Source organism: Martelella mediterranea, from assembly GCF_021021415.1.
Classification (GTDB): domain Bacteria; phylum Pseudomonadota; class Alphaproteobacteria; order Rhizobiales; family Rhizobiaceae; genus Martelella; species Martelella mediterranea_C.
In genome coordinates this window covers 1-12,605 of the sequence record NZ_JAINWJ010000011.1, presented here as the reverse complement: position 1 = coordinate 12,605, position 12,605 = coordinate 1, and the positions used below count along the sequence as shown (strand labels likewise).

The 12,605-nt window shown below is 60.8% G+C and carries 11 protein-coding genes; 8 read left to right on the top strand and 3 right to left on the bottom strand.

What is annotated here, in order from left to right:
* Positions 1-78: 78 nt before the first annotated feature.
* Positions 79-1,275 (bottom strand): mandelate racemase/muconate lactonizing enzyme family protein, encoded by a 1,197-nt coding sequence (locus K7H91_RS08925; protein WP_230719876.1) that lies wholly within the window; start codon positions 1,273-1,275, stop codon positions 79-81.
* The gene (locus tag K7H91_RS08920; protein ID WP_230719875.1) at positions 1,272-2,066 is read right to left on the bottom strand and encodes an IclR family transcriptional regulator; all 795 of its coding nucleotides are present in this window, start codon (positions 2,064-2,066) and stop codon (positions 1,272-1,274) included. Before K7H91_RS08920 ends, K7H91_RS08925 begins: the two co-directional genes overlap by 4 nt.
* A 336-nt stretch (positions 2,067-2,402) precedes the next feature.
* Between K7H91_RS08920 and K7H91_RS08915 the strand changes: the two genes are divergently transcribed.
* From K7H91_RS08915 to K7H91_RS08880, 8 genes are all read left to right on the top strand, one after another.
* The gene (locus tag K7H91_RS08915; RefSeq protein WP_230719874.1) at positions 2,403-3,575 is read left to right on the top strand and encodes a mandelate racemase/muconate lactonizing enzyme family protein; all 1,173 of its coding nucleotides are present in this window, start codon (positions 2,403-2,405) and stop codon (positions 3,573-3,575) included.
* A 512-nt stretch (positions 3,576-4,087) separates the two neighbouring features.
* On the top strand, positions 4,088-5,314 hold the full coding sequence (locus K7H91_RS08910) for an ABC transporter substrate-binding protein (protein ID WP_230719873.1): 1,227 nt from the start codon (positions 4,088-4,090) through the stop codon (positions 5,312-5,314).
* Between the two features lie 77 nt (positions 5,315-5,391).
* Positions 5,392-6,252 (top strand): carbohydrate ABC transporter permease, encoded by an 861-nt coding sequence (locus K7H91_RS08905; protein ID WP_033409755.1) that lies wholly within the window; start codon positions 5,392-5,394, stop codon positions 6,250-6,252.
* Entirely contained in the window at positions 6,249-7,079 is an 831-nt protein-coding gene (locus K7H91_RS08900; RefSeq protein WP_230719872.1) for a carbohydrate ABC transporter permease, read from the top strand. Before K7H91_RS08905 ends, K7H91_RS08900 begins: the two co-directional genes overlap by 4 nt.
* A gap of 11 nt (positions 7,080-7,090) precedes the next feature.
* Positions 7,091-7,912, top strand: a complete 822-nt coding sequence (locus tag K7H91_RS08895; RefSeq protein WP_230719871.1) for an aldo/keto reductase — start codon at positions 7,091-7,093, stop codon at positions 7,910-7,912.
* Positions 7,913-7,954: 42 nt separating this feature from the next.
* Positions 7,955-9,013 carry an ABC transporter ATP-binding protein gene (locus K7H91_RS08890; RefSeq protein ID WP_230719870.1) on the top strand — a complete coding sequence of 353 codons (1,059 nt, stop codon included), beginning with the start codon at positions 7,955-7,957 and terminating at the stop codon, positions 9,011-9,013.
* 46 nt (positions 9,014-9,059) lie between these two features.
* The gene (locus K7H91_RS08885; protein WP_230719869.1) at positions 9,060-9,794 is read left to right on the top strand and encodes a ribonuclease activity regulator RraA; all 735 of its coding nucleotides are present in this window, start codon (positions 9,060-9,062) and stop codon (positions 9,792-9,794) included.
* Positions 9,795-9,891: 97 nt separating this feature from the next.
* Positions 9,892-10,185: a hypothetical protein gene (locus K7H91_RS08880; protein WP_230719868.1), complete on the top strand. Its 294-nt coding sequence runs from the start codon at positions 9,892-9,894 to the stop codon at positions 10,183-10,185.
* A gap of 166 nt (positions 10,186-10,351) precedes the next feature.
* Here the strand turns inward: K7H91_RS08880 and K7H91_RS08875 are convergent.
* Positions 10,352-12,605 (bottom strand): hypothetical protein (locus tag K7H91_RS08875; RefSeq protein WP_230719867.1); only part of this gene is annotated, 2,254 nt, incomplete at its 5' end.

Here is a 12,605-nt window from a genome sequence, read left to right as displayed (position 1 = left end):
ATGATGAAGGGTGTGACCCCGATGAAGACATCGGTTAAATCACCCCGAACCAGATCGGGTCATAGCCGAGACATTGCGTCAGTTGAAGAAGGCCTGGTCGTCCCCGTCCATATGTTCCAGCGCGCGTTCGGGGATCAGCTCCACTCCCATGCCGGGGCGGTCTGAAACCGTGATCATGCCGTCCCGCACGATCGGATCGGGCAGACCTTCGACAATATCCGCCCACCAGTCGGGCGTTGCGACCGGATATTCGAAGGCGATGAAATTGAACGGCAGCGTGGCGCAGACCTGGACCAGGGCGGCAAGTCCCAGAAGACCGTTCGCGGTTCCGTGGGGGGCGATGGTGATGCCGTGAAGATCGGCGAATTCGGCAATCCATTTCAATTCCGCAAGCCCGCCGACATCCGCCGGATCGGGGCCGATGACATGGACGCCCTGGGTTTCGATCAATTCCTTGAAATTCTGCCGCAGATAGATCTGCTCGCCGGTATGGATCGGCGTCGGCGAGGACCGCGTGAGTTCGCGGTAGACCCCGGCATTGACATAGGGCGTGTAGTCTCCCGTGAGCAGATCCTCCAGCCACATCAGGTTGAAACCCTCGACCCGTCGCGCGAAACGCTGCGCATCCGCAAGCATCCAGCCCGGTCCGCAATCAAGCGCCAGACCGACCCGGTCGCCGGTCACCTCCTTCATCGCCGCCACGCAATCGATGGCATGCGCCAGGCCGCGCTCGGTTATCGGCCCGCGATCGAGCGCGCCATGGAGTTCGCTCGATCGCGGCTCGCCGTAGTAAAAACTGGGCACTTTCCGTTTCATGTCCGAGTGGAACGCAATCGGCTGTTTGATAATGGTAAAGCCTTCAGGCGAGGCCAGCATCTTGCGCGTATCCTCGGCGTAGTCCTCCGGACCATGCCCGGCCATCGGAAACCGCACGCCACCATTATAGACCCGCACCCGGTCGCGAACCTTGCCGCCCAGCAGACGATGAACCGGAAGACCGGCCGCCTTTCCGGCGATATCCCAAAGCGCCATCTCGATGGTGCTGACCGCAGCGCCGGCTGGCTTGAAGCCGCCGCGCTGGCGGATTTTCAGCATGGTGCGCTCGACCAAGGTGGGGTCTTCGCCGATCAGAATATCGCGGAAATCGAGAATATGGCGCTTGAGATAGGGCTTCCAGAACTCCGCCTGCGCATAGCCCGAAATACCCTCGTCGGTGGCGATACGCACGACCGGATGCTGACCGATCACGGCGCATTTGAGATCGGTAATCCTCATTGGGCGGCCTGGCCTTTCAGGGCAACGCTCAGGCCTTCGGCCGCCGTCAGCACCGCCTCGCGGATCTCGTCGATCCGCTGCTGCTCCGTGCCTTTCAGGAACGGCACGCTTATGGCGGCGATCATCTTGCCGGACCGGTCGAATACCGGAGCAGACACAGCCTGGATGCTCAGCATGTGCTCGCCGGCATCCTGCGCCCAACCCTGCTTGCGGATCCGCGAAAGCTCGCGCCGCAGACGACGCGGATCGGTGATCGACTTCGGCGTGAGCGCAACCAGCGGACGGGCGAACCGGTCCTGCAATTCATCCTCGCTCAGATGCGCAAGCAGAAGCTTCCCGGCGGCGCCGACATGAACCGGCATACGCTGGCCCGGCGTCACCGCCAGCGCATACTCCCGCCGCCCCTGGGAAACGGCGATGACCAGCAGGCCCTGATCGTCAAGCACGGAAAGCTTGCAGCTCTCGCCGATCTCGTCGGCCAGCTTGTCGAGCACCGGCTGGCCAAGGGCCGCGATATCCACCTGTCCGCCGCCGCCGGTCACATGCGAGGCAAGCCGCAACAGCCGATCGCCGAGATAGTAGAAGCCGTCCTCATCGCGGCGCACCATATTGTGATGCTGCAGCGTATTCAGGATGCGATAGACGGTCGTGCGCGGCTGGCCGAGATCCTGCGTGAGCTCGCGAATGTTGCTCCCGTCCGGGCGGCGTTCAAGCTGTCCCAGAACCTCCATCATCCGGTCGATCACGGGAACGGTATTCTTCTGTTCGGCGGGTTCAGCCAGTTCTTCCATGGGCCCTCAGCTCGATTGACTTTTGATGGAAACTGCCTATAGCATTATTTATTGAACTTCAAAAGTTCATATATGAATTGATCTGGTTGGGAGGCCGGCAAGCATGGCATCGCCCGCGCGGACAGGACCATGGGCGGAGGACAACGAAACAGCCAGTCATCGCGCCGCAGATCACCATGCAGCAGCCGGGCTCGCCGCGCGATCATGGCAGGATCCCGGCTATCCGAAGCCGCGCCAGCGTAAACTGAAAGACGTCGCGAAGCCAGACGGTCTGGAACCTTGCCGGCCGGCACGCCGGCGGCTGCCGCAGCAAGCATTCTAGCAAGGCATCAGGACATGAAAATAACCAGACTGAACGTCTTCGTCGCCAATGTGTCGCGCACCAATTTCGTCTTCGTCAAGCTCTACACCGATGACGGCATAGACGGCGTGGGCGAGGCGACGCTGGAGTGGAAAACCGAAACCATCGTTTCCGCGCTCAAGGAACTGGAACGCGCGCTCATCGGCCGCGATCCGTTTCAAAGCGATGCGATCATCGAACAGTTGCACCGCGACAGTTACTGGCGCACCGGCGCGGTGTTCCGCACGGCGCTGGGCGCGATCGATGCCGCGCTTCTGGATATCAAGGGCAAGGCGCTCGGCGTGCCGGTTTTCGAGCTCCTGGGCGGAAAGTACCGGGATCGCGTAGCGTGTTACGCCAATCACTGGTTCTTCGGCGCGACCAAGCCGGAGGACTATACCGAGCGCGCCCGCGAGGCGGTGAAGATGGGTTATCGCGCCCTGAAATGGGACCCTTTCGACGTCGCCGATCTTGAAATGAGTCGCAGGCAGCGCCGGGAAACCATCGACATCGTCGCCGCCGTGCGGGATGCCGTCGGCCCGGATATCGACCTGATGCTCGACGTGCACGGCCGGCTGAACGTGCCGACCGCGATCGCCATGTGCCGGGAGCTCGCGCGTTTCGACCTCAGATGGATCGAGGAGCCGACGCCGCCGGAAAGTATCGATGCGCTGGCCGAGGTGCGCGCCAACTCGCCGGTCGAGATCGCGGCTGGCGAGCGCTGGTTCGAGCCGGGAAAGGTTCTCGAGGCGTTGCAAAAACACGCTGTCGACGTGCTGCAGACCGACGTTTCGCATTTCGGCGGGCTTTCGGAAACCAAACGCATCGCCCATCTGGCGCATGCGCATCTCATTCCGCTGGCGCCACACAATCCGGTCGGCCCGGTGATGAATGCGATGACCCTGCACACCTCCGTCGCCATTCCCAATTTCGCGGTCTTCGAAACGGTTTCCATCGACGTGCCCTGGCGCAAGTCGCTGGTCCGGGAAACTCTGCAATTCGACAATGGCGACCTGCTGGCGCCGACCGCCCCCGGCCTGGGCGTCGAGCTCATCGAGGAGGCTTGCGCCAATTTCCCCTACGAGCCCTATGACGTGCCGCTCTTCGACGGGTCGATGAATACCAAGGGGATCGCCACCGGGGCGCAAACCCTTTCCTCCAAGGATTAGGCGATCGGCGCAAATGGAAGCGACCGGAAACGTCATGACGATCCGGGCAGGCATTCCGGCATCATCAATCGATGACGGTCGCGAGGACGCGCGCGCGCATTGATTTTACGCGCCGGCCGCGCGTGCGACGCCCGATCGAAACCAATAAATCATATTTTTTTCAATTCGTTAGCGCGACGACCGCAGGTCGCCCCGATCGACTTGACTCATCGTCAGTTCAGCGGCATAGTTAAATTGCGAACTGGTTCAGTTCAAATATGAATTGATATTCCGATCTGAACCTGGAAGGAGACGGGGCTTTGCCCCGGTTGTTCGCGACACGCCGCACGACGGAGGACCATTCGCCTTCAGGCAAATGGGTCGAGCGCGGCAAGCTCCTTCAGGCAAATCGTCGTCGAAAGACGGCAGGAGGACAGCGGATGCGAAAGGCCATGCGTGGCGCGCGACCGCGAGGGAGATGAGCGGCCAACGCCGCGTGGAGCTGCGGCGGAGGCCGCGGCAATGGAGGAAACATGACCAAGACCGCGATTAAACTGACGGCGCTGATCGCCGCTTCGGTGTCGGCGTTGACGCTGGCATCGGGAATGGCTGCTGCCGGCGAAGTCACCTGGTGGACACCCAACTTCAACGAGGCACGGGCCCAGAAGCTCAAGACCGCGTTCGAGGCGGCGCATCCCGACATCACGCTTAACCTCGAGATCACGACCACGAACGGCCTGCCGCAGCGTATCCTGACGACGCTGATGTCCGGCTCCGCGCCCGACATCATCGATGTGCAGAGCCCGTGGGTGAACGGCTACGCCGAGGCTGATCTGGTACAGCCGCTCGGCGACGTCATCGAGGACAAGGATGATTTCGTCAAGGCGGCGCTCGACTACGTGACCTATGACGGCGAACTTTACGCCATTCCCTACCGCATCGAGACCATGGCGGTGATCTACAACCGCGGCGATTTCACCGCGGCCGGCCTTGACCCCGACAGCCCGCCGAAAACCTGGGACGAACTGACGCAAACCGCCAGGACGCTGACCGGCGACGGCAAGTTCGGCTTCGCCATTACCGGCGGCGGCGAGGTGGGCAATACGCTCTATCGCTCCCTTCCCTTCATCTGGATGAATGGCGGCACGATCGTCTCCGATGACCTGACCAAGGCGACCGTCAACGAGCCGGCGGCGGTCGAGGCCGTCGAATACTGGACCAATTTCTACAAGGACGGCTCCTCGCCCTCCTCGACGCTGGAAAACGACGGCACCGCCAATCGCCGCCTGTTCATCGCAGACACGGTGTCGATGTATCAGTCCGGTCAGTTCGACCTTGCTTCGATCCAACAGGAAAATCCGGATATCGATATCGGCGTGATGATGACGCCACATCCGGAAGGCAAGGATACTTCGGGCATTCTCGCCGGCTGGAGCTTTGTCATTCCGAAAGACGCCGGCAATCCCGAAGACACCAAGACGCTGATCCGGTTCCTCACCGAAACCGAGAACATGGGCAACTACACGGATACCTTCCCGGCCCGCAAATCCGCCATGGACATGGAGCGCTTCAACACGCCGCTTCTCCAGGTCTACAAGGACATGCTGCCTTATGCCCGTCCGCTGCCGATCCACAAGAACTGGGTGCAGATCACCCAGGCCTATTTCGACGGCATTCAGCGCATCCTTCTCGGACAGCAGACCCCGCAGGAATCGATGGATCTGGCCGCCCAGGATATCCAGGCGCTTCTCGATCAGTAATCGATATTTGCTTTTGAACCGACCTCCGGGGCGTCTCGCCCCGGGGAATAATGAATGCGTCTTTTCGGAGATGATCCATGAAACGGCCCCCGACAGGTTTGCTGTTCGCCTTGCCGGCGCTCATCGTTCTCTTGCTGCTGATCGCATATCCGGTGATCTATACCGGGATCCTGAGCGTGACCGATATTCGCGGCAACTATGTCGGCTCCTCCAATTTCGTCAACGTGCTGCGCTCGCGCGCCACGCCGCAGGCCTTTGTCAATACGCTGTGGTGGGTTGGCGGATCCATCGTGTTCCAGGTCGTGCTCGGCACCGCGACCGCCATCCTGCTCAACCAGGAATTTCGCGGCCGCGGCGCGGTGCGCGCCATTGCCGTCATTCCCTGGGTCGTTCCCGGCATCGTCGCCGCCACCACCTGGGCATGGATGTTTCATACCGAATTCGGCATCATCAACTACATGATGACCTCCGCCGGCGTGCTCGACCAGCCGATAGGATGGCTCACCAATCCCAATACCGTCATGCCGGCGATGATCGCCATCAATGTCTGGAAGCTGTTCCCCTTTGTCGCCATCATGGTTCTGGCGGGCCTGCAGTCCATTCCCAAGGACCTCTACGAGGCCGCCCGCGTCGATGGCGCGACATTCTGGGACGAGGTCATCCATATCACCCTGCCGCAGGTGCGCCCGGTCATCATCGCGGTGACGCTGCTGCTGGTGATCTGGGGGCTGAACCATATCACCACGATCTATGCGATCACGCGCGGTGGACCGGCGAACCTCACCCTGATCACGCCGATCCAGATTTTCCGCCTGGCCTTTGAATCCTTCCAGTTCAATCAGGCCGCGGCACTCTCGCTGATCTTCTTCGTGGTCGCCATGGCGATCGTCGCCGTCTACATCCGGTTCCTGTCCTCCAATGACGAGGTGGCCCGATGAGAACGTCGCCGCTCGCCCGCGTCATCATTCTAATTTCGTCCCTGCTCGTCGTCAGCGTCTGCCTTTTCCCGTTTCTTTGGATGGGGATTTCATCGATCAAGGTGCTGCGCGAACTCTATACGGTTCCCCCGACATGGATCCCGCACACCCCGACGCTTGGCAACTACAAGACCGTTCTGTTCGACAGCAATATCCCGCGCTATTTTCTGAACAGCGTCGTCATCTCGGTCGGCTCCACCCTGCTGGCGCTGATCCTCGCGGTTTTTGCCTCCTACGGCTTTGCCCGGTTCAACTTCAAGGGCAAGCCATACTACCAGTCCTTCGTGCTGGTCGGACAATTGCTGCCGACAGCCGCAATCATCGTGCCGCTGTTCGTCACGCTGCGCTATCTCGGGCTGGTGAACACATATCTGGGGCTGATCCTGGTCTACATGATCATCACCCTGCCATTGTCGGTGTGGATGCTGACCAGCTATTTCAAGGCGATCCCGGTCGAGCTTGAAGAGGCAGCGATCATCGACGGCGCCTCGCGTCTCGGCGTGCTGTTCCGCATCACCCTGCCGCTTTCGGTCCCCGGTCTTGTCGCGGTCATGGTCTATGCCTTCGTCACCACCTGGAACGAGTTCATCTTCGCGCTGTGCTTCGCCACCGATTCCTCGGTGAAAACGCTGCCGATCGGACTTGCCGAATTCACAACGGAATTCAACACCGACTGGGGCGCCGTCATGGCCGCCTCGATGATCATGACCGTGCCGATCGCGGTGCTGTTCCTGTCCATGCAACGATTGTTCGTCGGCGGCATCATGGCCGGCGCCACCAAGGGCTGAGGAGGAAACCCATGCACAACAGAACCGTAAACGGCATACCCCAACTTGGCCTCGGCACGTTCGGGCGCACGGGCGACGATGGACTGCGCGCCCTGCTCGACGCGATCGAGATCGGCTATCGCCATATCGACACCGCGCAAAGCTACGGCACGGAGGAAAATGTGGGCAAGGCGGTTGAACGCTCAGGCCTTCCACGCGATGCGTTTTTCATCACCACGAAGGTCGCCGACACCAATCTCGCCAGGGGAGACTTTCTGCCAAGCGTCGAGAAAAGCCTCGAAACCCTGGCGCTCGACCGCATCGACCTGCTGCTGATCCACTGGCCCTCCGCCAGGGACGCCGTGCCCTTCGCTGACTATATGGAGGCGCTGGCCGAAACCAGGGCGCGCGGCTGGGCGGCAAGGATCGGCGTGTCCAACTTTCCAATCGCCGACCTGAAGCGTGCCGAAGCGGCGATCGGCAGCGGCGTTCTTTCAACCAACCAGGTCGAACTGCACCCCTTCCTGCAAAGCCCGAGGCTCTGCGATTACGCGCGATCGCGCGGCCTGCCGCTGACGGCCTACATGCCGCTCGCCAAGGGCCGCGTGAGCGACGACCCCGTGCTGCGGGAGATCGCGGCACGCCACAATGTGACGGCCGCGGCGATCTCGCTCGCCTTCCTGATGGGCGAGGGTCATATCGTCATCCCCGCCTCGTCCAATGCCGGCCGGCTGCGGGACAATCATGTCGCCCTTTCGGTCACGCTCGACACGGACGAGGTGAGCGCCCTTCGCGCGCTCGACCGGGGCGAACGGATGATCGATCCCGACAAGGCCCCCGCCTGGGACGATTGACGCGAAGACGGGACAGCCAGACTTGCAAAGGAGACGACGCCCATGGGCACGGTGAAAATCGACGATGTCCGCAAATCATACGGCGCTCTGGAGGTGTTGCATGGCATCGACATCGATATCGCGGACGGCGAGTTCGTCATTCTCGTCGGCCCCTCGGGATGCGGAAAGTCTACGCTGCTGCGCATGATCGCCGGGCTGGAGGAAATCTCCAGCGGGCAGATCCGGATCGGCGGCAAGGTGGTGAACGACCTCCATCCAAAGGAGCGCGATATTGCCATGGTGTTCCAGTCCTATGCGCTCTATCCGCATATGACCGTCGCAAAGAACATGGGCTTTTCGCTGAAGCTTGCCCGCACCAGCCCCGCCGAAATCGACCAGCGGGTGCGTGCCGCAGCCCAGATTCTCGGTCTGGAAAACCTGCTCGATCGCTATCCGCGCGCGCTTTCAGGCGGCCAGCGCCAGCGCGTGGCCATGGGCCGCGCCATCGTCCGCGACCCGCAGGTGTTCCTGTTCGACGAGCCGCTTTCCAATCTCGACGCACAGTTGCGCGTGGCCATGCGCACCGAGATCAAGGCGCTGCATCAGCGCCTGACCACGACCATTATCTACGTGACCCATGACCAGATCGAGGCCATGACCATGGCCGACCGGATCGTGGTGATGAACGGCGGTAACATCGAGCAGATCGGCACGCCGCTTGAACTTTACGATGAACCCGCCAATAGCTTCGTCGCCCGGTTCATCGGTTCGCCGAGCATGAACATGCTGTCCGGCACGGTGAGAGGCGGCGATTTCATCGCCGATGACGGCACCGTGATCGCGCTCGGCCCCAACGTGCCGGAAAGCGCCGCCAACCGCCCGGTCACGCTCGGCATACGCCCGGAGCATTTACGCCTCGAACAGAATGGCCTCGCCGGCGAGATCGTGACCGTCGAGCCGACCGGTTCGGAAACCCAGGTTTCCCTCAAATTCGCGGGCCATCAGGTGGTCGCCGTCTTCCGCGAACGCATCTCGGAGCGCAGCGGAACGATGCTTCAGATCGTACCGGATCACGAACAGATCAAACTGTTCAGCGCCGAAACCGGCGACCGCCTGAAATAGAACCGCACCAACGCATGCCCTCCCACTCCGCAGACAGGATCAACCTATGAAATACGACGATATCAAGCGCCCGAGCCGAGAGCTTTGCGATGCGCTGGCCGCGATCGGTACAGCCACCGCCAGCAGCGAACTCAACCTCATGGGTCTGCGCAATTGTCACATCGCGGGGCCAAAGGCGCTGGTCACGGGCAAGCGGGTTGCCGGGCCGGCTCTGACCCTGCAGTTCATGCCCAACCGCGAGGACCTGTTTGCCGGCGGCGAATACGACAATCCCGAACTTCAGCTCCATCGCGAGGTGATGTATCCGGCCCAGGCCGGCGACATGATCGTCGTCGACGCGCGCGGCAATATGTCGAGCGGCATTTTCGGCGAGATGATGCTGACCTACTTCAAGGGCCGCGGCGGACAGGGCGTTGTGATCGACGGCTGCATCCGCGATTCAGGGCCGGCGAAGAAACTCGACCTCGGCATATGGGTCAACGGCGTGACGCCAAACTATCACGCCCAGACCGACATCGTGCCCTATGCGGTCAACGTGCCGGTCGCCTGCGGCGGCGCGTTCGTCATGCCGGGCGACATCATCATCGCCGATGACGATGGCGCCGTCGTTGTGCCGATCGCGCTCGCCGAAAAGCTGATCGAAACCGGAGGGGGGCATGCCGAATGGGAAGAGTTTTCCAGATTGCGCCTCTCCCAGGGGGCCGACCTGCAGCGCTACTATCCCCTCAGCGACGCGGTTTACGACGAATATATCGCCTGGCGCGATGCGCAGGAGGAATAGGGGAGCCAGTTCCGGCCGGCTATTCACGCGACGCGGCGTAGCCTGCTGTTGGCGCGGGACCGGGGCAAGGCAAAGGGAGCGCCGGGATCGCCGGATCATGCCGGAAGCGTTGCTCGCGGGTGAAGTTCAGCGGTACAAGAATACGAGCGAGCCGCTGGATGACATGGTTAGCCGCCGCAGGCTTGATGTCTCCAACGGCAATGCCGTCGTAAAAGGCAACGAGCGCCGCCTTAAGCGCTTCGGCCTCGCCCCGCACCGGCGTCAGATCGAAACGGTCTCCGGCCTTGGTCTGGTAGCCATCGATGGTGGCCAGGAATCCATCGGCGGTCTTGCACCACAGTCGAAGGACAATATCATGGCATTGGCGTCGCGCAGGACGGCCAAAAGATAGACCTTGATATCGCGTAACAGGATATCCTTGTCGGCGATCTCGAGCGTGTCGTTTTCGGTGTGCCAGGCGATATTGCCGCCGCAGCCGCCGACCGTCTAGTAGCCCTTCTCTTCGCGGGCGCGCTCGGCCATGGTCGAGTGCCGAAGGCTGGACCCGTCGAGGCAAATCAGGGCCGGGAGCCGGCCACAACAAGATCGATCCTCTCGCCGTTATCGTCGGCAACATGCCGGAGCTCAAGAACCCGGTCTTCCGAAACAGGCTTTCCGCCATCGGCCAGGCTGAAGGCTTCAGGGGCAAGCCTCACGCCATCGGCTGCGCGTACGAGCGTCAGACCCGCGCCGCTTGCGGTGCCGCCGATATCGGCGAGCTCAAGGGCGACCTTGCCCGTGACCTCGCCGGCGAAGATGACTGTGTCCGCTTCGCCGGCTGAAAGGTTGATGTCGAGCGCAATACGGCTGCCCTCGCAATCGCAGGCGGCGGCTGTCTCGCTGCTGCCGATTGTGAGGGTTTCTCCGGTTTTGCCATTTGCCAGCGACAGCAGACCGCGATTGTGAAGGTTACCGGCGAGGTTGACATGAGAGGCGCCGGAAACGGCGAGGCTGCTGTCGGCGTCGTCGATATGGACATTGGCTGCAAGCTCAAAAGCGCCGGCGTCATCGGGAGAAATGACGATGGCGCTGCCCTCCCTGACGATCAGGTCCCCGTAGCGGTCGTTGAAAAACGCCTCGTCCGGCTGATGCGCGTAGCCGTTCAGGGCGAAGCCGGCCCCGGAAAGGGTCGTCCGCCCGCCGGAGTTGATGCTGCCGATCTCGAAATTCACGACCACAAGAACATCGGCCGGACCAACGGTGATGTCGGAAACTGAAAGCGAACCGTCCGACTGGACAAAAGTGTCAATGTCATCGCCGCCGTCAAACTTTATATACTGCTTGCCGAAGAGCGCGTCGCCGATATTGACGAGGGTCGCCGTATCATTGCCGCCCTGGCCATAGAAATCGCCGGTCAGTACGCCGTCTGTCCAGGTGAAATCGTCGCTGCCTTGATTTTGAGTGTCGGAGGATTGCCCGTTGATCTCATCATAGTCGCCGTAGATATTGCCGGTAAAACTGCCGCCTGAAAACGTAAAATCCGACGCGCCGCCCCCCATCATCGCATGGCCGAAAACCTGCCCCGTGTTGCTGAGCGTGATCCGGGCCCCTGCCGCATCGACCTTGTTCAATATGCTATAAAGGATCGAAGGCTCTTCCAGATAATGTTTGATCTCACCGATTGCCATTTGCGCGCCGACATCAATTTTGACGGCATAATCACCGCCGGCGGCGTCTGAATTTTTCATGGTCACGATTGCGGCCGGCGTAAGGGGGGTGTCGCTCGGGTATTTCTTGGTCGACACCAGAATCGAGCCGTTTTCAAGATCGAGAGCAGCAGCGGAATCGGGCGTCATCGCCAGAACGATGCCGGAAGGATACCTGCCGTCGACGACCAGTGAAGTATTTTCGGAGAAAGTCACATTCGGTTCGGCTGCTTTTGTGTCGACATCAACCCATATGCCGGAGGCAGTGGTGCCCATGGCTTTAATCCGGGCGGCCGGGATCGCGCCCGTGCCGTTATATTGAACAGCCTTTACGTTTTCATAGTTCAGATTTCCGACGGAAATTTCGCCGGCAAGCCCGACTGTGGAAAGTCCGGGCGTGGCGCTCTCGGCTTTGACGCCAATGAGTTCTGTTGTGACTGAACCGGTGGCTGTGGTCGCGTCGAGTTCCAGGTCGGCCAGGGTTACCGCCGCCTGCTTTCCTTTTGCCAGGATAACAGCGTCGGTTTGATAGAATGAGTTAAGTTGCACAGGGCCAAGACCGCCCGTTTGGCCGACGGACGCGGTGCCTTCAGGGGCAAGAGCGACGAGGCTCAGGGGGGCGGTGATTTGGATAAAGAGACCGGGATTGGCACTCAACACAATGCTGGCATCCCCATGGGCAGAATCAGCCTTCAGATTGCCAGGTCCATCAAAAAAGGTGTTGCCATTGACGTTGATGGTTGCGTCGCCAAGTAAGTTGTTCTCCCCTGTCTGCGCCAGCATGTAATTTTGATCAGGATCGACGCCTCCACTCAATAAAAAAAGGTCTTGTACTGAAATGATGGCATTACCGGAACCTGTGGCGCTTGCCAGTATCGCGGTATCGTCAAAATCATCGACAAGTATTCTTCCATTGGCCATGGACGCCGTTCCGTTGTCAAATACGATGATAGCATCGCCATTCCCGGTCGTTTCGGATGTTATCGCGTTGTTGCCTTTAGCTACGAGGAAAAACGTATTCGTCCCGTCGGAATTATCAATTTCTATTTTGGCCGATCCGCCCGCGCTGGAATCAGAACGCGCCCTAAGAGCCGGATTCAAAAGTTCATGACGGGAAACAATATCG